This is a genomic window from Aquabacterium soli, assembly GCF_003933735.1.
Classification (GTDB): Bacteria; Pseudomonadota; Gammaproteobacteria; order Burkholderiales; family Burkholderiaceae_C; genus Aquabacterium; species Aquabacterium soli.
Window position 1 is genome coordinate 244,577 of the sequence record NZ_RSED01000006.1, and the last position, 19,886, is coordinate 264,462.

At 66.6% G+C, this 19,886-nt stretch carries 19 protein-coding genes; 4 read left to right on the top strand and 15 right to left on the bottom strand.

The annotated features are described in order from the left end of the window. Position 1: 1 nt before the first annotated feature. From EIP75_RS09710 to cyoA, 7 genes are read right to left on the bottom strand one after another with little or no spacing between them, the layout of a single operon-like run. A complete protein-coding gene (locus tag EIP75_RS09710) occupies positions 2–538 on the bottom strand; it encodes a response regulator transcription factor (RefSeq protein WP_125243056.1) in 537 nt (178 codons plus the stop codon). Then, positions 535–1,911, bottom strand: coding sequence for an ATP-binding protein (locus tag EIP75_RS09715; RefSeq protein WP_125243057.1), 1,377 nt, complete (start codon positions 1,909–1,911; stop codon positions 535–537). The genes EIP75_RS09710 and EIP75_RS09715 overlap by 4 nt, the downstream gene beginning before the upstream one ends. Beyond that, on the bottom strand, positions 1,862–2,692 hold the full coding sequence (locus tag EIP75_RS09720; protein ID WP_125243058.1) for an SURF1 family protein: 831 nt from the start codon (positions 2,690–2,692) through the stop codon (positions 1,862–1,864). Before EIP75_RS09720 ends, EIP75_RS09715 begins: the two co-directional genes overlap by 50 nt. A gap of 10 nt (positions 2,693–2,702) precedes the next feature. Further along, the gene (cyoD, locus tag EIP75_RS09725; RefSeq protein WP_125243059.1) at positions 2,703–3,116 is read right to left on the bottom strand and encodes a cytochrome o ubiquinol oxidase subunit IV; all 414 of its coding nucleotides are present in this window, start codon (positions 3,114–3,116) and stop codon (positions 2,703–2,705) included. Continuing rightward, a complete protein-coding gene (cyoC, locus tag EIP75_RS09730) occupies positions 3,113–3,742 on the bottom strand; it encodes a cytochrome o ubiquinol oxidase subunit III (RefSeq protein WP_125243060.1) in 630 nt (209 codons plus the stop codon). Before cyoC ends, cyoD begins: the two co-directional genes overlap by 4 nt. After that, complete coding sequence (cyoB, locus tag EIP75_RS09735) at positions 3,735–5,738, bottom strand: cytochrome o ubiquinol oxidase subunit I (protein ID WP_125243061.1); 2,004 nt, start codon at positions 5,736–5,738, stop codon at positions 3,735–3,737. Before cyoB ends, cyoC begins: the two co-directional genes overlap by 8 nt. Before the next feature lie 59 nt (positions 5,739–5,797). Further along, positions 5,798–6,826, bottom strand: coding sequence for a ubiquinol oxidase subunit II (cyoA, locus tag EIP75_RS09740; protein WP_125243062.1), 1,029 nt, complete (start codon positions 6,824–6,826; stop codon positions 5,798–5,800). A 170-nt stretch (positions 6,827–6,996) separates the two neighbouring features. Between cyoA and EIP75_RS09745 the strand changes: the two genes are divergently transcribed. Next, a complete protein-coding gene (locus tag EIP75_RS09745; protein WP_125243142.1) occupies positions 6,997–8,337 on the top strand; it encodes an MFS transporter in 1,341 nt (446 codons plus the stop codon). A 91-nt stretch (positions 8,338–8,428) separates the two neighbouring features. Here the strand turns inward: EIP75_RS09745 and EIP75_RS09750 are convergent, their stop codons facing one another. From EIP75_RS09750 to EIP75_RS09785, 8 genes are all read right to left on the bottom strand, one after another. Beyond that, positions 8,429–9,682: a sensor histidine kinase gene (locus EIP75_RS09750; protein ID WP_125243063.1), complete on the bottom strand. Its 1,254-nt coding sequence runs from the start codon at positions 9,680–9,682 to the stop codon at positions 8,429–8,431. A 12-nt stretch (positions 9,683–9,694) separates the two neighbouring features. After that, entirely contained in the window at positions 9,695–10,435 is a 741-nt protein-coding gene (locus EIP75_RS09755) for a response regulator transcription factor (RefSeq protein ID WP_125243064.1), read from the bottom strand. Next, on the bottom strand, positions 10,410–10,742 hold the full coding sequence (locus tag EIP75_RS09760; RefSeq protein ID WP_125243065.1) for an ATP-binding protein: 333 nt from the start codon (positions 10,740–10,742) through the stop codon (positions 10,410–10,412). Before EIP75_RS09760 ends, EIP75_RS09755 begins: the two co-directional genes overlap by 26 nt. Next, positions 10,742–11,260 carry a Spy/CpxP family protein refolding chaperone gene (locus EIP75_RS09765; RefSeq protein ID WP_125243066.1) on the bottom strand — a complete coding sequence of 173 codons (519 nt, stop codon included), beginning with the start codon at positions 11,258–11,260 and terminating at the stop codon, positions 10,742–10,744. Before EIP75_RS09765 ends, EIP75_RS09760 begins: the two co-directional genes overlap by 1 nt. Before the next feature lie 92 nt (positions 11,261–11,352). Beyond that, a complete protein-coding gene (locus tag EIP75_RS09770) occupies positions 11,353–13,221 on the bottom strand; it encodes a methyl-accepting chemotaxis protein (protein WP_125243067.1) in 1,869 nt (622 codons plus the stop codon). Between the two features lie 190 nt (positions 13,222–13,411). Next, positions 13,412–14,422, bottom strand: coding sequence for an inorganic phosphate transporter (locus tag EIP75_RS09775; protein ID WP_125243068.1), 1,011 nt, complete (start codon positions 14,420–14,422; stop codon positions 13,412–13,414). A gap of 15 nt (positions 14,423–14,437) precedes the next feature. Continuing rightward, on the bottom strand, positions 14,438–15,085 hold the full coding sequence (locus tag EIP75_RS09780) for a DUF47 domain-containing protein (protein ID WP_125243069.1): 648 nt from the start codon (positions 15,083–15,085) through the stop codon (positions 14,438–14,440). Between the two features lie 191 nt (positions 15,086–15,276). Then, positions 15,277–16,233, bottom strand: coding sequence for a DMT family transporter (locus EIP75_RS09785; protein ID WP_125243070.1), 957 nt, complete (start codon positions 16,231–16,233; stop codon positions 15,277–15,279). Between the two features lie 180 nt (positions 16,234–16,413). Between EIP75_RS09785 and EIP75_RS09790 the strand changes: the two genes are divergently transcribed. The 3 genes from EIP75_RS09790 (at position 16,414) to EIP75_RS09800 (ending at position 19,870) form a co-directional block, all read left to right on the top strand. Further along, entirely contained in the window at positions 16,414–18,843 is a 2,430-nt protein-coding gene (locus EIP75_RS09790) for a penicillin-binding protein 1A (protein ID WP_233584778.1), read from the top strand. Between the two features lie 91 nt (positions 18,844–18,934). Beyond that, positions 18,935–19,411 carry an Hsp20/alpha crystallin family protein gene (locus EIP75_RS09795; protein ID WP_125243072.1) on the top strand — a complete coding sequence of 159 codons (477 nt, stop codon included), beginning with the start codon at positions 18,935–18,937 and terminating at the stop codon, positions 19,409–19,411. 33 nt (positions 19,412–19,444) lie between these two features. Beyond that, complete coding sequence (locus tag EIP75_RS09800; RefSeq protein WP_125243073.1) at positions 19,445–19,870, top strand: Hsp20/alpha crystallin family protein; 426 nt, start codon at positions 19,445–19,447, stop codon at positions 19,868–19,870. Positions 19,871–19,886 lie beyond the last annotated feature (16 nt).

Sequence of the window (19,886 nt, forward strand, 5' to 3'; positions counted from 1 at the left end):
GTCACTTCACGCGCTGTTTCTCCAGCTTGCGCGCCAGGGTGCGGCGGTGCATGCCCAGGCGCCGGGCGGTTTCGGAGATGTTGAAGTCCGTCTCGGCCAGGGTTTCGTGGATGCGCTCCCACTCCAGCGTCTTGATCGACGTGGAGCGGCTGGTCAGCTCGACCTCGACATCGCCCTCTGCACGCCCGAAGGCCGCCTCGATGTCATCGGTGTTGGAGGGCTTGGCCAGGTAGTGGCAGGCGCCCAGCTTCACGGCCTCCACCGCGGTGGCAATGCTGGCAAAACCGGTCAGCACCACGATCAGCATGTCGGGGCTGTGGGCGTTGAGCTTCTGCACGCAGGCCAGGCCCGAGGCCTCGCCGTTGATCTTCAGGTCAACCACGGCATAGCCCGGGGTGCGCTGCTGCAGCACGGCATTGACCTCGTCCAGGCTGCCCGCGATCATCACCGTGTAGTGCCGCCGCTCGAACGAGCGCGCCAGCGTCCGCGCGAACGCGGCATCGTCTTCCACGATGAGCAGCACACGCTCATCACTCATGAATCGTCTCCTTCTTCGAGGGTGATGGCCGACAGCGGCAGGGTCAGCGTCACCACCGCGCCACCGCCCACGCGGTTGCGCGCCACGACGCGCCCACCCAGTGTGCGCGCCACGTTGACCACCAGGAACAGGCCCATGCCCCGGCCCGGGCGGCCTTTGCTGGACTGGTAGGGCTTGCCCAGCTGCGCCAGCATCTCGGGCGGAAAGCCGGTGCCATTGTCCTTGACCGTGATGCGCAGCGCGTCATCGATGCGTTCGACCTCCAGGCTGACGTGGTGGGGCGAGGCCTCCAGCGCATTGTCCAGGATGTTGCAGATGGTCTGCTTGAGGGTGGAGTCGGACACCACCGGCACATCGTGGCCGAAGCGGTTGTCGTACACGAAGGAGCTGACCGGGCGCGTGGCGCGCCACTCTTCCACCAGCTCGTCCAGGAAGGTGCAGATGCTGGTTTCTTCGGATGATTCGCCACGCGCCTCGCCCGCCGACATCAGGATGCCGCTGACGATGGCCTTGCAGCGCTGGATCTGCGCCTGCATCTCGGTGACCTCTTCCAGCAACTCGGGCTCGGAGGTGAAGGACGGCAGGCGCGCCCAGTCGCCCAGGATCACGGCCAGCGTGGCCAGGGGCGTGCCCAGTTCGTGTGCGGCGCCGGAGGCCAGCAGCCCCATGCGCACGATGTGCTCTTCTTCGGCCGCGCGCTGGCGCAGGTCGGCCAGCCGCGCATCACGCTGGCGCAGGTTGCGCGTGATGCGGATGATGAAGGTGACCAGCAGGAAGGCGTTGAGCGCGAAGCACACCAGCATGCCCTGCACATAAGGATTGGCCAGGCCGCCCTCCATGTGCGCGGGCATGGGCAGAGGGCGGGCCAGCAGCGCCAGCCAGGCAAAGCACAAGGTGCTGGCGATCACCATGATCCAGGTGGCGCTCGGGGTGAGCAACATGGCTCCCAGGGTGACCTGCAGCAGGTACAGCCACGAGAAGGGGTTGGCCGCCCCGCCCGTGAAATACAGCATCAGCGTCAGCATGCCGACATCCACCAGCAGGGCCAGCAGCAGCTCACCGTCGGTGACCGTCTTCTGGACCTGCCAGCGCAGGCGGCTGGCCACATTGAAGAGCACGATGGCTGCCAGCACCACCATCAGCGGCTGCAGCGGCAGCGCGATGCCCAGGCCGTAGTGCACCACCCCGATGGTGATCACCTGCCCGGCCACGGCGATCCAGCGCAGCTGGATCAGCAGCTGCATGTTCTTCAGGCCTGTGGCCTCGGAGAAACGGCGGATGCGTGCGGCCGCCACGCCCTGCGCAGGGCGGCTGTCAGGCGCCTCAGCGGGGCGGCTGGTCGGGGTTGTCGTGGCGGGCGTCCGGATCGGCATGGCCCGCATTGTCCTGCATGCCCGCGTCGCGTCGTTCCACACGGACCACGTACCAGGCTGCGCCGGCCACCATCAGCGCCAGCGTGTACCAGGTGATGGCATAGACCAGGTGGTTGGTCGAGAACGCCAGCACGGTGAGCCCGCCGATCGGCGCGGACTGAACCTCCGGCGAAGTGGTGGCATCGGCATCCACGAAATAAGGCGCCACACGCGTGAGGCCGTGGGCCTGGGCGATGGCCGGCACATCACGCGAGAACCAGCGGCCGGCAGCAGGGTCGTTCTGCCGCAGGAAGCCGCCACCAGGCTCGCTCAGGCGCAGCAGGCCGCTCACGGACACTTCGAGCGCCGGGTTGCACGACGCCCGCTTGGCCGGGTCCTTCAACTCGGGTGGCACGAAGCCCCGGTTGACCAGCACCACACTGCCATCAGCCCGGCGCAAGGGCGTGATCACCCAGAAGCCGCCACCCCGCACCGTGCTGGCCTGCACCAGGCTTTCATCCTCGTGCACGAACTTGCCGGACAGGCGCACATGGCGGTACTCATGCTCGGCCGCGTTGACGCGCGGCCACTCGGCCGGGCCGGGCGCGGCCTCGGCCGGCGCGTTCACCCGTTGCGTGACGCGCTCGATCAGGTCGAGCTTCCAGGCGCGCCGCTGCACCTGCCAGGTGCCCAGCGCCACGAAACCCGCAAACAGCAAGGCCGCGACGATCGCCAGAACGATCAACGCGGCCTTGGAGCGGGGGCCGCGGCGCGCGGGCGCCGCTCCCTCGGAGACCTGCATGAGACGTGCCTCAGTTCGGATGCGTCATCTCGTGGCTGTGGCCAGCCATCATGTTGGTGTTCATGTGGAACATCACCCACAGCGAGCCCGCCAGCGTGATCACCACCAGCACCACCGTGAAGACCGTGGACACCATGGTCCAGCCGCCTTCCGACTTCGCGTTCATGTGCAGAAAGTACACCATGTGCACGATGATCTGCACGGCACCGAAGCCGAGCAGGGTCAGGGCCAGCGTGCCGGAATCGGAGATCACGTTGTCCATCACCAGCCAGAACGGAATGGCCGTCAGGATGACCGACAGGATGAAGCCGATGGTGTAGCCCTTGAGGGTGCTCTCGGCGTGGCCGCCTTCATCGTGATGATCATGGTGGGCGTGGTCATCGTGCCCACCGTGGTGAGCGTGTTGGTCGGTATGCGCGCTCATGGCAGCACTCCCATCAGGTAGACGAAGGTGAAGACGCCGATCCAGACCACGTCCAGGAAGTGCCAGAACATGGACAGGCACATCAGGCGACGCTTGTTCTCGTGGATCAGGCCATGCTTGCTGATCTGCACCATCAGCACGATCAGCCAGATGGAGCCGAACGTGACGTGCAGACCGTGGGTGCCGACCAGCGTGAAGAAGGCCGACAGGAAGGCGCTGCTCTGCGGCGTGGCGCCGATGTGGATCAGGTGATGGAACTCATAGAGTTCCAGGCCCAGGAAGGCCAGGCCGAACACAAGGGTCACGGCCAGCCAGGCCAACGTGCCACCCTTGTCGTTCAACTGCTTGCGCAGCATGGCGAAGCCGAACGTGATCGACGAGAGCAGCAGGAAGGCCGTGTTGATGGCCACCAGCTTCAGATCGAACAGCTCGGCGCCGCCAGGGCCGCCAGCGTAGGCACGACCCAGCACGCCATAGGTGGCGAACAGTGCCGCGAAGATGAGACAGTCGCTCATCAGGTACATCCAGAAGCCCAGCGCGGTGCCGTTCTCCGGATGCGGTTCGTGCGCGAGGTGGTACTCGCGGGGGGCGCCAGGGGCGCCGGCGGTATGGGCGAGATCAGACATGGCGGGCCAGCAGTTCGGTGCGTGCGTTCTCGGCGACGATCACTTCGCTCGCCGGGATGTGGTAATCACGCTTGTAGTTGAAGGTATGGATGATCGCGCCGATCACGATGGCCGCGAACGAGGCGATGGCCAGCGGCCACATGTGCCAGATCATCGCGAAACCCCACACCAGGGACAGCACCGACAGCACCACGCCGGAGCCGGTGTTCAGCGGCATGTGGATGGCCTGGAAGCCCTGCAGCGGACGCTTGTAGCCGTGCTGCTTCATGTCCCACCAGGCATCCTGCTCATACACCACGGGCGTGAACGCGAAGTTGTAGTTGGGCGGGGGCGAGGCCGTGGCCCATTCCAGCGTGCGGCCGTCCCAGGGATCACCCGTGACGTCGCGAAGTTGCTCGCGCTTGAGGTAGCTGACGATCAGTTGCAGCAGGAAGCAGCCGATGCCGGCGGCGATCAGCGCGGCGCCGCAGGCGGCGATCACGAACCAGATCTGCAGGGATGGGTCTTCGAAGTGGTTGACCCGGCGGGTCACGCCCATCAGGCCCAGCACGTACAGCGGCATGAAGGCCACGTAGAAGCCGACCAGCCAGAACCAGAACGAGCACTTGCCCCAGAACTCATCGAGCTTGTAGCCGAAGGCCTTGGGGAACCAGTAGTTGATGCCTGCCATCAGGCCGAACAGCACGCCGCCGATGATCACGTTGTGGAAGTGGGCGATCAGGAACAGGCTGTTGTGCAACACGAAGTCGGCCGGGGGCACGGCCAGCAGCACGCCGGTCATGCCGCCGATGGCGAAGGTGACCATGAAGCCGATGGTCCAGAGCATGGGCACCGTGAAGCGGATGCGGCCGCGGTACATGGTGAACAGCCAGTTGAAGATCTTCGCGCCCGTCGGGATCGAGATGATCATGGTCGTGATCCCGAAGAACGAGTTCACGCTGGCACCTGAGCCCATGGTGAAGAAGTGGTGCAGCCACACCAGGTAGGACAGGATGGTGATACACACCGTCGCGTACACCATGGAGGTGTAGCCGAACAGGCGCTTGCGGCTGAACGTGGCCACCACTTCGGAGAAGATGCCGAAGGCGGGCAGGATCAGGATGTAGACCTCGGGGTGGCCCCAGATCCAGATCAGGTTCACGTACAGCATGGGGTTGCCGCCCAGCGTGTTCGTGAAGAAGTTGGTGCCGGCGTAACGGTCCAGCGACATCAGCACCAGGGCTGCGGTCAGGATCGGGAACGAGGCCACGATCAGGGCGTTGGTGCACAGCGAGGTCCAGGTGAACACTGGCATCTTCATCATGCCCATGCCAGGTGCACGCATCTTGACGATGGTGACCAGCAGGTTGATGCCCGACAGCGTCGTGCCCACCCCCGCGATCTGCAAGGACCAGATGTAGTAATCCAGGCCCACCCCGGGGTTCTGGTTGCCCAGGTTGGACAGGGCCAGCCAGCCGGCGGTGGAGAACTCGCCCAGGAACAGCGAGACCATCACCAGCACGGCGCCGGCCGTGGTCATCCAGAAGCTGAAGTTGTTCAGGAAGGGGAAAGCCACGTCGCGCGCACCGATCTGCAGCGGCACGACGAAGTTCATCAGGCCCGTGACCAGCGGCATGGCCACGAAGAAGATCATGATCACGCCGTGGGCCGTGAAGACCTGGTCGTAGTGGTGCGGCGGCAGGTAGCCCATGTTGTCGCCGAAGGCGAGGGCCTGCTGCAGGCGCATCATGAGCGCGTCGGCGAAGCCGCGCAGCAGCATCACGATGCCCAGCACCATGTACATGATGCCGATCTTCTTGTGGTCGATGCTGCAGAACCAGTCGCGCCACAGCGGGCCCCACAGGCGCAGCTTGGTCAGCAGGCCCAGCAGGCCGATGCCACCCAGCACGACGGCGATGAAGGTCCACAGCAGGATGGGCTCGTGCGCCATCGGGATCGAGTCCCAGGTCAGCCGCCCCAACAGCCAGTGGGGCGCTACGGAAGAATGTTCATGCATGGCTAGTCACTCAAAAAGGGGCTCGCGGAGACCTGCTCAGAGAGAGGTCCCTCTCGATCTCAATGCTCACCACCACCGTGGTGCTGGCCGTGTTGGGCGCTATCAGCGGCGCTGGCGGCGTGTTCGCCGTGCGCTGCATGGCCGGCGTGCTCCGGGGCAGCCTTCGCGCCGGGCTTGTTGCGCACGGCGTCCTGGGCCATCAACTCGTGCATGCACTTCTGGCCGTCTTCGACGCACAGGTTCAGCACGCGCTTGTACAGGCCCGGCTCGACCGTGGAGAACAACTCGACGGGGTTGCGCTCGCTGGGCTTGGCCAGCTCGCGGTAGACATCGCGCGTCAGGGGCTTGCCCTCGGCCTTGGCCTTGGCGACCCACTTGTCGAAGTCGGCATCGCTCAGGCCATGGAACTTGAAGGTCATGCCCGAGAAGCCGGAGCCGCTGTAGTGCGAGGACATGCCCTTGTACTCACCCGGCTTGTTGATGACCGCGTTCAGTTCGGTCTGCATGCCGGGCATGGTGTAGATCATGCCGGCCAGGGCAGGCACGTAGAACGCGTTCATCGTGGTGCTCGAGGTGAGCTTGAAGCGGATGGGGCGGTCCACCGGCGCGGCCAGTTCATTGACCGTGGCGATGCCCTGCTCGGGCAGGAAGAAGACCCACTTCCAGTCCAGGGAGACCACCTCGACCTCCAGCGGCTTGACGCCAGCCGCCAGCGGCTTGTCGGCGGAGACGCGGTCCAGCGGACGGTAGGGGTCGAGCTTGTGGGTGCTGATCCAGGTGATGGCCCCCAGGGCGATGATGATCAGCAGCGGCGCTGCCCAGATCACCAGCTCGAGCTGGGTGGAGTGGTCCCAATCCGGCGCATAGTCGGCCTTGGTGTTGGACTGGCGATAACGCCAGGCAAACAGCAGGGTCAAGAAGATCACCGGTACGATGATCAGCAGCATCAGCACGGTCGAGATGACGATGAGGTCGCGTTGCTGGGCGGCCACATCCCCGGATGGGCTCATCACGACCGCATTGCAACCGGCCAGCAGGGCGATGACGGGGGCCAGAAGGAGGGCCCGGTAGTTCTTGATGAAAGGCATTGCCGAACGGGAATTTATTTGGAGCGCGTGAGGCCCAGGAGCCGCAGAATCTACACCCAATGAGAAGGGCTGGGAATTGGACGTTTTGTCCATGGTCATTTTTGTTGGATGGTGCGACTCTTGAGTTGTCCGCATCGAACACGAACAACATCCACAACGGAGAACGAATGATGACCAGCATCAGCAGTACCCACCCGGAACCCAATTCCGGCAGTCTCGAAGACGATGCCCGGCTGAGGACGGCCAACGGCCACTCCCCCATCGCCCCCGGCGAGATCGCCGTGGGCGTCGTGATCGGCAGAGCGTCCGAGTACTTCGACTTCTTCGTCTACGGCATCGCCTCGGTGCTGGTCTTCCCCGCGGTGTTCTTTCCGCACATGGACCGGCTCGAAGGCACGCTCTGGTCCTTCGTGATCTTCTCGTTCGCGTTCATCGCCAGGCCCCTGGGTACGGCGTTGTTCATGGCAGCCCAGCGACGCTGGGGACGCGGCACCAAGCTCACCATGGCCTTGTTTTTGCTGGGTTTTTCCACAGCCAGCATCGCCTTCCTGCCCGGCTACGCCAGCCTGGGCTTCAATGCCATCCTGCTGCTGTCGGGCCTGCGCTTCCTGCAGGGGATCGCACTGGGCGGCTCATGGGACGGCCTGCCCTCCCTGCTGGCACTGAACGCGCCTGAAGGCCGGCGCGGCTGGTACGCGATGCTCGGACAGCTGGGCGCACCGGTGGGCTTCATCATCGCCAGTGCCTTGTTCCTGTACCTGCACAGCAGCCTGAGCCCGGCAGATTTCCTGGCCTGGGGCTGGCGCTATCCCTTCTACGTGGCCTTTGCCATCAACGTCGTGGCTTTGTTCGCCCGCCTGAGGCTGGTGGTGACGGAGGAGTACACCCAGTTGCTGGAAGAACGTGAACTCGAGCCGGTGCACCTCCATGAGTTGGTGCGGGCCCAGGGTTACAACATCTTCCTGGGGGCCTTCGCCGCCCTGGCCAGCTACGCGCTTTTCCACATCGTGACAGTCTTCCCGCTGTCCTGGATCGCGTTGAGCAACACGCAGTCAGTCAACGACGTGCTGTCGGTGCAGATCGTGGGGGGCGGCATCGCCATCGTGGGCATGCTGGCCTCCGGCCGGATCGCCGACCGCATCGGCCGCCGCCGCACGCTGGGCGCCCTGGCCATCGCGATCGGCGTGTTCAGCGCCTTTGCACCGATGCTGCTGTCGGGCGGGCCGGCCATGCAGGACACCTTCATCCTGCTGGGCTTTGCTCTGCTGGGCCTGTCCTACGGCCAGGCAGCGGGCGCGGTGACGGCCAACTTCGCCCCTCAGTACCGCTACGCCGGTGCGGCGCTGACCTCCGATTTCGCCTGGCTGATCGGGGCGGCCTTTGCACCCCTGGTGGCCCTGGGACTGTCAGCCCACTTCGGACTGGCCTACCTGAGCCTGTACCTGCTGTCGGGCTCGGTGTGCACCCTGGCCGCCCTGCGGGTGAACAGGTCGCTGGAGATCAAGGACTGAGCCGGGCCCGAGGTGCCGCCAACGGCGGTGCCGGCCTCGCCCCTACCCCCCAAGCCCCCGACGTCCCATGGATGTCGGGGGCTTTTTCTTGTCAGGAGACGGCCGGCAGCTCCACCAAGGCCTCCAAGCCCGGCTCGGCATTGCGCAGCACCAGCGAGCCGCCATGGGCTTCGGCGATCAGGCGACACAGATTGAGGCCCAGCCCGACGCCACCGCCTCCGCGCGTGCGGGCAGCATCCGGGCGGAAAAAGGGCTGGCCGAGCTGACCCAGCACATCGGGAGGCACGCCCGGCCCGAAATCCCGCACCAAGAGGCGCACGCAGGGCTGACCGCCCTGCCCCGCTGTGCCTGCGGGCCTGGCCGACAAGGACACGCTCAACTGCACCGCGCCCTTCCCGGCATCGTGGTGGCGCAAGGCGTTGTCCAGCAGGTTGCCCAGCAACACCTGAACGCGGCTGCGGTCCAGGCGCATGGGCGGCAGATCCGGGGCCAGCGCCAGCTGCAGCAGTCCTGTGGACCGCGCCTCGCTGAAGCGCCTGTCCAGCAGCTCGGCGACGAGGTCGGGCCAGGTGCAGTCGTCCAGGCGCAAGGCACTGTGACCGGTGTCCAAACGTTCACGCTCGAGCAGGTTCTCGATCAGGTCGCGCATCTGGCCCAGCTCGTGGACAACCGCCTGCTGGCTGGGGCCTTCGTCCAGCAACTCGGCGTTCAGGCGAGCGCGGGTCAGCGGGCTGCGCAGCTCGTGGCTGATGGCGAGCAGCAACTCGCGCTTGGCATCGAGCATGGCCTGGATGTCGTCGGCCATGCGGTTGAAGCGGGCGCCCAGCGCGCCGATCTCGTCGGCATGGCGCAGGTGCACGCGGTGCGACAGCTGGCCCCGGCCGAAGGCGGCCACGCCATGGGCCAGTACGCGCAGCGGCATCAGCATCACACGCGTGCTGGCGTAGGCCAGGACGGTGAGCAGCAGGACAGCGCCCAGCATCCAGCCCCAGCCCAGGCCTTGCTGGCCTGCCCAGTGCAGGAACCCGCCGCCGATGCCGGCCAACACCAGGAAGACCAGGGTCAGGCGCGCGCCTAGCGAATGCCGGAAACGCCGCCGCCAGTTGGGCGCATGGTCGTGGAGGTGATGCCAGTGCCACAGGCGGTCGTAGGCGCGCAACGCGTGCCAGGGGTGTTGGGGCCACTCCGCGCCGTGGGGATGGGGCGAGGCCGATGGCGCCATCCCATCGAGCCTGGCCGCACGCCAGGCCTCGAACCAGGCCTCGGGCGTGGGGTAGCCCATGGCCACCAGGTGCCGCTGCATGCGGCGCGCCCGGCGGGCCTGGCGGTGGTGTCGGGAAAACATCGGTGAACCCTTTCAGGGCCGGGGCGCCAGCGCGAGGCAGTAGCCGGCGTTGCGCAAGGTCTTGATGGCGTCCAGGGTGCCCAGCTTCTTGCGCAGGCGGCTGACCAGGATGTCGACCGAGCGGGTGAAGAGCTCGGCCTCCTGGCCGCGCAGGCGGTTGAGGATCTCGTCGCGGGTGAAGACCTTGCCCGGCTCGGCCGCCAGCATCAGCAGCAGCTCGTACTCGGTGCTGGTGAGCTCGAAGACGTGGCCGTCGTCGGCGCGGGCCTCGCGGCGGTCCAGGTCGAGCACCAGCCCGTCGAAGCGGCGCTGTCGGGCCGTCCCTGCCGGCGTGGCGACCACGGCGGCGGCAGAAGGCGGGCCTGAGGCCGCAGCAGCCCTGACCGCACGGCGCAGCAGGCTCTGCAGGCGGGCGGCCAGCTCGCGTGGCTCGAAGGGCTTGGCGAGGTAGTCGTCGGCGCCCAGCTCCAGGCCCACCACGCGGTCGGTGAGATCCCCCCGTGCGCTGAGCATCAGCACGGGCAGCTGCCGCCACGGCTCGTCGCCGGCGCGCAAGCGCTTGCAGAACTCGAAGCCATCGATCTCGGGCAGCATGCCATCCAGGATCAGTGCATCGAACGATCCGGCCTCCAGCTGGCGCAGGCCGTCGCTGGGGCGCACCGCGGCCACCAGTTCGAGATCGAACCGGGCCAGGTACTGCGCCAGCGGCGGGGCCAGCGCCTCGTCGTCATCGATCAGCAGAACGCGGGCCATGGTGCGGAACATTGTGCACGGTGTCGGCGCGCACCAGGGTGATGGCGCCCTCCGGGCAGGCGGTGATGCATTGCCCACAGGCCTGGCAGGCGTCGGCGTTGGGTGTGAAGGCCTGCCGCCAGCCATGAGCCCAGCCCTTCACGCGGCCGATCATCGACAGACCGCCTCGCTGGTCGGCAGGCAGCACGTCGAGGATGAACACGTCGTGGGGGCACACGTCCAGGCAGTCGCCCTTGCCTTCGCAGCGGTTGCGGTCGATGCGGGGCACGAAACGGCCCGGGGGCTGGCGGCAGTCCCGGCGCTCCATCACCGGGCCTCTGATCGGTCGGTGCTGTCGGCTTGTTCCCGGCCAGCCCTGCCCCAGCCACGGCGTTTGAGCCTCAGCATGAAGCGCAGCACCTGCTGCTGTTCGGCGTCGAGCGCGTCGAAGAAATCGGCCAGGGCATCGATCAGGGTGGGCGCGGAGGCCTGCACGGCGGCGATGCGTTCGCTGAGCAGCAGGCGGGTGGCCTCGCGGTCCAGCGTGGTGCCAGCCAGCAGGTCTCGCAGCTCGGGCACGAGCACATCGCGGCGCAGCGCCTGTCGTTGTTGCTGTGCGGCGGCCAGCAGGCGGGCGAGGCGGGCCTGCTGCTCGCCGTTCAGGTCAAGACGCTGGCTGATGCGGTCAGCCAGCAACTCGACCAGGTCGGCGGCGTCGCCGTCGAAGTGCCCCAAATGGGCGCCGCTGTGGTGATGGGGGTGTCCGCGAGAATGTCCGTGATGGTGCCCATGGCGCTCCTGGTAGGCATGGCGGTGGGCTCTGGCGAGTGCGTGAAAGAGGCTCATGAAGGCTCCTGTGATGGGATGGCTTCATGATCTCGGAAGCACCATGCGGGTGGGTCTCCGCGCGGTATCGCTGGGTATCGTTTTGTTTCAGCTCAAGCCAGCTTGAAGCGCCCGACCGCCGCAGCCAGCGTGGCCGCCTGCTCGCGCAGGCTTTCGGCGGCGGCCGAACCTTCTTCCACCAGGGCCGCGTTCTGCTGCGTCATCGAGTCGAGCTGCAGCACGGCCGTGTTGACCTCGCCGATGCCCTGGCTCTGCTGCTGTGTGCCGCCGCTGATGCCGTCGATCAGCTGGGCCACGCGTCCGACGGAATCCAGCAGCTCGCGCATCGTTTCGCCCGCGTTGCGCACCTGCTCGCGCCCACCCTGGGCCTGCTCCATCGAAGCAACGATGAGGCCACGCACTTCCTTGGCCGCCTGGGCGCTGCGTTGCGCCAGTGATCGCACCTCGCCGGCCACCACCGCGAAACCTCGGCCCTGTTCGCCAGCACGAGCGGCTTCCACCGCGGCGTTCAACGCCAGGATGTTGGTCTGGAAGGCGATGCCATCGATCACGCCGATGATGTCGCCGATGCGGCGCGAGGATTCGTCGATGCCGCCCATCGTGCGCTCTACCTCGTCCATCGCGGCGCCGCCACGCGTGGCCACGGTCTGGGCCGAGCGCGCCAGGGCATTGGCCTCACGCGTGTTGGCCGCGTTGTTCTGCACCTGCTCGGTGAGCTGGCACATGGCGGCGGCCGTCTGCTGCAGCGAGCTGCTGGTCTGCTCGGTCCGGTTGCTCAGGTCCAGGTTGCCGGTGGCCACCTCGGCCGTGGCCGTGGCGATGGATTCGGACGAGGCGCGTACCTGGCGCACCATCTGCTGCAACACATCGACGAAACGGTTGAAGGCCTCGGCCAGCTGGCCGATCTCGTCTTCGGTGTCCACCTGCATGCGACGGCTCAGGTCGCCATCGCCATTGGCGATCTCGCCCAGCAGGGCGGCGGCGCGCCGCACAGGGGCCGCGATGGCGCCGGACACCCACACGATCAGCACCAGGGCCAGGCCACCGCCAACCACGCCGGCGAACAGCGGTGCTGTCCAGGCCACGCGGGTCACCTCGGCCAGCAGCTCGGCCTTGGGCACCGTGGCCACGACATAGGCATTGAGCTCGGGCACGTAGCTGGAGGCCAGCACGCGCTCACCCTCCGGACTCTCGTGCAGCACGTGGCTGAACTTCTGCTGGTCCTTGAGCAGCGTGGCCGCAGCTGGGGCGCTGAAGCCTGGCAGATCGGCCAATGCATGCTTGCCATCGGCCAGGGCCACATCGCGGTGCACGATCACCGTGCCATTGGCGCGCACCAGCATCACCGAGCCGGTCTCACCGATGCGGTACTGCTGGATCTTGCTGGCCAGCGCGTTCACCGACAGGCCCAGGCCGGCCAGCCCGGCGTGGCCGGCACCGGCATCGAAGCGGGCGTTGATGAACAGCATGAACTCGTTGCTGGACTTGTCCTTCTCCAGGTCGATGGAGTAGGGCTTGCCGCTGGCCAGGAACTTGGCGAACCAGCCTTCTTCAGGGCCCACCGTGCGCTGCACGCCGGTCTCGCCCCAGTAGTGGCGGTTGGCCTCGGACAGCCAGTACACCGCCGCAGCTTGGTGCTTGGCCTTCAGGCGGGCGGCGTAGGCCTTGAAGGCCTCGGCGCCGTCTTCGGGCTGGCCGGCGGCTTCCCAGCGCATCAGGAAGTGGTTGTCGGCCATGTCGATCGAGGCCGTCAGAGGCTCGGCGATCTGGCGCTGGATGTCGGCACGCACGCCGTCGAGCACGGCGGGCAGCTCTTCGGCCACCACACGCTTTTCAAGCGCCCTCTGGGTGAGCACCACCCCGGTCACGACGGAGATGGCGATGAACAAGACCAGGCACGACAGCATGCTGGTCAGGAGCTTGCGCTGGATGGACCAGCGGCGAAAGGCGGCAAACGGCATGGGGTGGACAGCGTGGGAACAACAGGGAAGTCCCAGCTTTCGGCCGTTGTGCGGCAGAACTTAGTTCTGCCGCGCAACGCCGACCAAGGCATTCGCACTTACCCGCAAGCCCTGTGAATGATTCACGCAGGGGCACCAAGGCGGCACGCAAGAGGCACCAGGGAGGTGCCTGCCCCGCATTGGTGCCTGCTCAGAACAGCTGCAGGCTGATCCAGTAGGCCACGGCCGCCACGAAGGCTGCCGCCGGGATCGTGAGGATCCAGGCCCACACGATGTTGCCGGCCACACCCCAGCGCACGGCGCTGGCGCGCTGCACCGAGCCCACGCCGACGATGGCGCCGGTGATGGTGTGCGTGGTGGACACGGGCACGCCCATGGCCGTGGCAATGAAGAGCGTGAGCGCCCCACCGGTCTCGGCGCAGAAACCGCCCACGGGCTTGAGCTTGGTGATCTTCTGGCCCATGGTCTTGACGATGCGCCAGCCGCCGAACATGGTGCCCGCGCCGATGGCCAGGTAGCACATCACGATGGTCCAGGGGGGCGGCGAGGCGCTGTCGGCCGCGGCGTAGCCCGTGGAGATCAGCAGCATCCAGATGATGCCGATGGTCTTTTGCGCATCATTGCCGCCATGGCCCAGGCTGTACGCCCCGGCAGACACCAGCTGCAGCCGGCGGAACCAGCGGTCGGCCTTGAGCGGTGTGGTCCGGCGGAACAGCCAGGCCACCAGCACCATCATCATCGAGCCGAGGATGAAGCCCAGCAGCGGCGAGACGAAGATGAAAAGCACGGTACGCAAGATGCCGCTGGCCATCAGTGCGCCCGCGCCGGCCTTGGCAATCACGGCACCCACGATGCCACCGATCAGCGCGTGCGATGAACTGCTGGGGATGCCGTAGTACCAGGTCACCACGTTCCAGGTGATGGCCCCGGCCAGCGCCCCGAAGATCACGTGGACGTCGACCACCCCCGGATCGGCAATGCCCTTGCCCACCGTGGCCGCCACACTGAGGTGGAAGACAAAGATGGCGATGACGTTGAAGAAGGCCGCGAACACCACGGCCTGCGTCGGCCGCAGCACCCCGGTGGACACCACGGTGGCGATCGAGTTGGCCGCGTCGTGGAAGCCGTTCATGAAGTCGAACAGCAGCGCGAGCGCCACCAGAAGGAGGACGACCCACAGGGCCACCTGCGTGTGTTCCATGACCCGCCCCGCCGATCAGGAGTTCTCGAGGATCACGCCCTCGATCAGCTTGGCCACGTCCTCGCACTTGTCGGTGACGGTTTCGAGCAGCTCATAGATGGCCTTGAGCTTGATCACCTCGCGCACATCCGGCTCTTCACGGAACAGCTTGCTCATGGCCGCGCGCATCACTCGGTCGGCATCGGTCTCGAGCTGGTCGATCTCTTCGCAGGTCTTGAGGGCTGCGGCGGCGGTGTTGGCATCGCCGATGTCGTGCAGCAGTGACACGGCGCTCTTGAGGCGCTCGGCACTCTTGACGCACAGCTCGGTCAGGCGCTCGATCTCGGTGGTCATGCGGCGCACGTCGTACAGGGCCATGGTCTCGGCGGCGTCCTGCATCAGGTCGGCCACGTCGTCCATCGTGTTGATCAGCGAGTGGATCTGCTCGCGGTCGATCGGCGTGATGAACGTGATGTGCAGCAGGCGGTTGACCTCGCGGTTGACGCTGTCGGCGGCGCTTTCGGCAGCATCCACGTCCTGGTTGTACTTCTCGCGCAACTCGGGGTCGTTGTAATGCTTCACCAGCAGGGCAAACGCATGGGCGGCGGTCACGATGTGGCCGGCGTGCTGGTTGAACAGCTCAAAAAAATTGCCCTCACGGGGCAGCAGCTTTCCGAAAATCATGGGTGTGTCTCGTGCGCCCGGGGGGATCAGGGCTTGTGCAGCGAATCCGGCATTTTACCGTCACCCTGATCCGATCGGACCATGACCCTGTCACGAGTGCTTCACGGGAGATTGGCGCGATTCGTCAATTAGCCAAAAAACGCCGGCTTCCACCCTGGTCCGGGTAGCGCGCTCCCGTGCGGAAGTACGCATCAGGGATGCGGGCTTTCCGGAGGGTGGTGCTGGCGCACGGCCCAGGCCACGCCGGCCACCAGCAGCACCATGGCCGCCACCTCCAAGGGGCGCGGCCATTGCTGCCCGTGCACGAAGCCGTACAGCAGGGCAAACAGGGTTTCGAAGATGATGAGCTGACCCGAGAGGGTGACCGGAACCCGCCGGCTGGCGATGTTCCAGAGTTGGTTGCCGACCATGGAGGCGCCCAGCGCCAGGCCGGCATTGACCAGCCAGAACATGGTCCAGTCGCGGCCGCTGGCCGCGCCGGCCTCGCCCGTGATGCGCGAACCGAACAGCGCCAGCCCTACCCCGCCGATCAGCAGCGCCATCACCCCGCTGCTCAGTCCATACAGCGCCGACCATTGCCCGCCGGTGAACTTGGCGTGCTGCTTCAGGTACCGTGCGTTGTCCACCGTGTACCAGGACCAGCACAGCAAGGCGCCCACGGCACACGCGATGCCCAGCATCCGTGGCCCCAGCCCTTGGGCAGCCGCCGAGGCGTCCGCGTGCGTCAACACATCCACGTTGATGCAGACCATGCCCAGGCCCACCACCAGCAACGGCCAGCGCAAGGCATGCAACGGTACGGCCCCATGGTCGCGCCGCCCCATCAGCGTGACCACCAGCGGCAGCAGCCCGATGATCAGCGAGGTCGGCGCGATGCCCGCCCACTGCACGCCGTAAGCCAGCAGCACGTAATAGACGATGTTGCCCGCCAGGGCCTGCCGCACCATGGCGGCCAGGTCATGCCGGTCAATGCGGCCCAGAGTACGGCCGAGCCCCGGCCCCAGGAACACCAGCGCGATCAGGCCATAGCAGACATAGCGCCCCACCGACAGCTCCCACGGGGTGAACGCCGGCAGCGAGCGTGGCGCCACGAACACCAGGCCCCACAAGGCCCCGGCCAGCAGGCCGCACAACACCCCGGTCATCATCGGCGAGCGCCTCGGTTCGAGTCCATGGGAGGCGGACCTTAACACCGGCCCTGCCCGCAGGCGTCCGGGAAACGGCATACTGCGTAGGACAACGCCGACATCCCCTGGTGCAAGCAGCCGATGCCGCGATGGCCGATAGGCTGTCAAGCTGACGCGCATGCTCCGCGACACCCCTATCCCATGAACCAACGATTGGGCCAAGCCCTGAAGTACACCGGCCTGGCCGCAGCCACCCTGTCCATCCTGGGCGCCTTCTACGTGGCCTGGGTCGTTTCGCAGGCGCCCCCCGTGACGGCACTGGAAAACGCCACGCAGGCCGTGCCCAGCGTGATCCTGTCCAGCGACGGCAAGCAACTGGGCCGCCTGCAGCAGAACCGCCGCGAGCCCGTCACGCTCGAGCAGATCTCGCCCTGGGTGGTGCGCGCCCTGATCGACACCGAAGACCACCGCTTCCGCGAGCACGGCGGCGTCGACTGGCTGCGCAGCCTCAAGGCCATCCTGCGCACGGCCACAGGCCGCACCGAAGGCGGCTCGACGATCACGCAGCAGCTGGCGCGCAATGTGTTCCCGGAAGAGATCGGCCGGGCGCGCAACATCAACCGCAAGATCAAGGAAATCGTCACCGCCTGGCGCATCGAGGACCGCTACAGCAAGGACGAGATCCTGGTGGCCTATCTCAACAGCGTGCCCTTCCTGTACAACGCGGTGGGCATCGAGGCGGCCGCACGCACCTACTTCGACAAGCCGGCCCGCGAGCTGGACCCGCGCGAAAGCGCCACCCTGGTCGGCATGCTCAAGGGCACCTACTACTACAACCCGGTGCAGTACCCCGAACGTGCGCTGGAGCGGCGCAACCTGGTGCTGCGTCAGATGGTACGTCGAGGTGATCTGTCGCAGGCCCTGTACGACTCGCTCAGCGACGAGCCGCTGCAGTTGCGATTCAAGCGGCTGGAAGAAGCGCCGGAGACCGCCCCCCATTTCACCGCCTACGTGCGCAAGTGGCTGGAGACCTGGGCCGAGACCACCGACCATGATCTGCAACGCGACGGGCTGGTCATCCACACCACGCTGGACTCACGCCTGCAGGAGGCCGCCGCCGAGGCGGTGGAGCAGCAGGCACAGGCCCTGCAGCATGTGGCCGATGTGGAATGGAGCCAGCAGGGCATGGCCATGCAGTCGCGCTCGCTCGAAGACTACGCCGGCGCCGCCAAACGCGCCAAGGCCTTCGACTACTTCTGGCGCACGCGGGGCGCGCTGCTGCAGGAGGCCCTGCGCAAGACCGACGAATACCGCGACCTGCGCAAGGCCGGCCGCGACGACAAAGCCGCACTGGCCACGCTCAAGGACAACGAGGCCGTGACCGCCCGTGTGCGCAACGCCCTGACGCGCCTCGAAGCCGGCCTGGTCGCTGTCGACCCGAGCACCGGCGCCGTGCGCGCCTGGGTGGGCAGCCGCGACCACGAGGTCGAGCAGTACGACCACGTGGCGCAGGCCCAGCGCCAGCCCGGCTCCACCTTCAAGCCCATCGTGTACGCGGCTGCGCTGCAGCAAGGCATCCCCGTCTCCAAGATCTACACCGACACGCCCGTGAGCATCCCCCTGGGCGACGGCAAGACCTGGCGCCCCACCGACATGTCGGGCAGCACCGGCCAGCCGATGACGATGTGGGAAGGCCTGGTCTATTCCAAGAACACCATCACCGCACAGGTGATGCAGGACGCGGGGCTGGACAACGTGGCCAACCTGGCACGCGCCATGGGCATCAACGACAGCAAGCTCGACAAGGTGCCCTCGATGGCCCTGGGCACCAGCCCGGTCACGCTGCTGGAGATGGCGTCGGTGTACGCCACCATCGCCGACCAGGGTCGCTACCGCCAGCCCTATGTGGTCGAACGCATCACCGACAAGGACGGCAACGTGCTGGCCGAGTTCGGTGCGCAGCCGCCCAAGCAGGTGCTGAGCAGCGAGGTGGACGATGACTTGATCGACATGACCCGCGGCGTGGTGCGACAGGGCACTGGCACGCTGGTGCGCAGCCGATTCGTGCCCGAAGGCGATCTTGCCGGCAAGACCGGCACCACCCAGAAGAACATGGACGGGTGGTTCATGCTGATGACACCCAAGCTGGTGACCGGAGCGTGGGTGGGCTTCAACGACCAGCGCGTCACCATGCGCAGCAGTTACTGGGGCCAGGGTGGCCACAGCGCGCTGCTGCTGGTGGGCGATTTCATGCGGCGTGCCGTGAAGGGCAAATGGGTGGACACCAAGACCGCCTTCACCACGCCCGAGCGCCCACCGGTGATCGGCATGCACGAATGGGGTGAGGCGCCCGAGGAAGTGGTCGAAGGCGATCCCTCACTGCAGGATCCGTCCATGACCGATCCGACCCTGGCCGATCCCGGTGCGACACCGCCCGTCGAGAACGACGGCCTGGTCAGCGACCCGGCCAACACGGCACCCCGCCAGCCGATCCAGGCTGGGGGCGACACCCCGCGCACCGCGCAGGAACTGGGCGACGCCCTGCGCAACATGGGCCGCGACCCGGACACCGGTGCGCAGGTGCAGCGTTCACCGATGGCGATAGAGCCGGCAAGGTCAGCCGCGCCCTGAGGCGATCTGGCGCCAACGCCCTCTTGAAATTGCGAAAGGCGACGCTAACTCGGGCAGGCAACCCCCTTCACCCATGGAAAGGAGACCTGCCATGTACACCTCAGTCCTTAGTTTTCCCGCCAACGTCTTCACCGATTTCGATTGGTTGCGCCGCGAACTGAACGATGTCTTCGGAATGGCAGACCGCGCGCCCACAGGGATACGCGCCGTCGCCCCAGGTACCTACCCGGCCCTCAATGTCGGCCAAACGCCGCAGAGCGTGGAGATCTATGCCTTTGCGCCGGGCTTGGACGCCAGCAAGCTCGACGTCAACCTCGATCGTGGCGTGTTGACGATCTCTGGTGAGCGCTCCCCCACTTTGCCGGAGGCGCCTCAGGGCACGGCCGAAGCCGCCGACAAGGTCACGGTCTATACCCGTGAACGCACCCACGGCCGCTTCCAGAGAGCCATCAGCCTCCCCGACGATGTGGATCCCGAGCGCGTGCAGGCCCACTACCGCGATGGCGTGCTGCACATCAGCGTCGCCCGCCGTGAAGAGGCCCAACCCCGTCGCATCGCCGTCCAGTAAGAAGCGCAGCCGTCGCAACGAAAGGAGATTGACATGAATACCCAACTGCAAGCAGGCCAGAACAGCCCCGTAACCACCTCTCCGTCAGCCGGCGCCACCCGCCAGACGCCTGCCTCACAGAAGGACATGCCCGCCATCGTGCCACGCGTGGATGTGCTCGAAGACCAGACAGGCATCACGCTGCTGGCCGACCTGCCGGGCGTGGGTCGCGAGCAGCTGGAACTCAAGGTCGAGGGCGACACGCTCTGGATCGAAGGTACCGTCAACACACAGGTGCCTGAGGGCCTTGCCCCCATCCACATGGAACTGCGCGTGCCCCATTACCGCCGAGCCTTCACCTTGAGCCGGGAACTCGATCCCAGCGGCATCGCGGCCAGCTTGAAGGACGGCGTGCTGAATCTGCGCATTCCCAAGCAGGCACACGCCCAGCCAAGGCGCATCGAGGTGCAAGTGCACTGACCACGCACAACCCGGC

What these genes read in the sequence shown, in the direction of transcription:
- EIP75_RS09710 (WP_125243056.1), bottom strand. Translation starts at nt 538, where the DNA reads ATGAGTGATGAGCGTGTGCTGCTCATCGTGGAAGACGATGCCGCGTTC.
- EIP75_RS09715 (WP_125243057.1), bottom strand. Translation starts at nt 1,911, where the DNA reads ATGCCGATCCGGACGCCCGCCACGACAACCCCGACCAGCCGCCCCGCT.
- EIP75_RS09720 (WP_125243058.1), bottom strand. Translation starts at nt 2,692, where the DNA reads ATGCAGGTCTCCGAGGGAGCGGCGCCCGCGCGCCGCGGCCCCCGCTCC.
- cyoD (WP_125243059.1), bottom strand. Translation starts at nt 3,116, where the DNA reads ATGAGCGCGCATACCGACCAACACGCTCACCACGGTGGGCACGATGAC.
- cyoC (WP_125243060.1), bottom strand. Translation starts at nt 3,742, where the DNA reads ATGTCTGATCTCGCCCATACCGCCGGCGCCCCTGGCGCCCCCCGCGAG.
- cyoB (WP_125243061.1), bottom strand. Translation starts at nt 5,738, where the DNA reads ATGCATGAACATTCTTCCGTAGCGCCCCACTGGCTGTTGGGGCGGCTG.
- cyoA (WP_125243062.1), bottom strand. Translation starts at nt 6,826, where the DNA reads ATGCCTTTCATCAAGAACTACCGGGCCCTCCTTCTGGCCCCCGTCATC.
- EIP75_RS09745 (WP_125243142.1), top strand. Translation starts at nt 6,997, where the DNA reads ATGACCAGCATCAGCAGTACCCACCCGGAACCCAATTCCGGCAGTCTC.
- EIP75_RS09750 (WP_125243063.1), bottom strand. Translation starts at nt 9,682, where the DNA reads ATGTTTTCCCGACACCACCGCCAGGCCCGCCGGGCGCGCCGCATGCAG.
- EIP75_RS09755 (WP_125243064.1), bottom strand. Translation starts at nt 10,435, where the DNA reads ATGGCCCGCGTTCTGCTGATCGATGACGACGAGGCGCTGGCCCCGCCG.
- EIP75_RS09760 (WP_125243065.1), bottom strand. Translation starts at nt 10,742, where the DNA reads ATGGAGCGCCGGGACTGCCGCCAGCCCCCGGGCCGTTTCGTGCCCCGC.
- EIP75_RS09765 (WP_125243066.1), bottom strand. Translation starts at nt 11,260, where the DNA reads ATGAGCCTCTTTCACGCACTCGCCAGAGCCCACCGCCATGCCTACCAG.
- EIP75_RS09770 (WP_125243067.1), bottom strand. Translation starts at nt 13,221, where the DNA reads ATGCCGTTTGCCGCCTTTCGCCGCTGGTCCATCCAGCGCAAGCTCCTG.
- EIP75_RS09775 (WP_125243068.1), bottom strand. Translation starts at nt 14,422, where the DNA reads ATGGAACACACGCAGGTGGCCCTGTGGGTCGTCCTCCTTCTGGTGGCG.
- EIP75_RS09780 (WP_125243069.1), bottom strand. Translation starts at nt 15,085, where the DNA reads ATGATTTTCGGAAAGCTGCTGCCCCGTGAGGGCAATTTTTTTGAGCTG.
- EIP75_RS09785 (WP_125243070.1), bottom strand. Translation starts at nt 16,233, where the DNA reads ATGATGACCGGGGTGTTGTGCGGCCTGCTGGCCGGGGCCTTGTGGGGC.
- EIP75_RS09790 (WP_233584778.1), top strand. Translation starts at nt 16,414, where the DNA reads ATGAACCAACGATTGGGCCAAGCCCTGAAGTACACCGGCCTGGCCGCA.
- EIP75_RS09795 (WP_125243072.1), top strand. Translation starts at nt 18,935, where the DNA reads ATGTACACCTCAGTCCTTAGTTTTCCCGCCAACGTCTTCACCGATTTC.
- EIP75_RS09800 (WP_125243073.1), top strand. Translation starts at nt 19,445, where the DNA reads ATGAATACCCAACTGCAAGCAGGCCAGAACAGCCCCGTAACCACCTCT.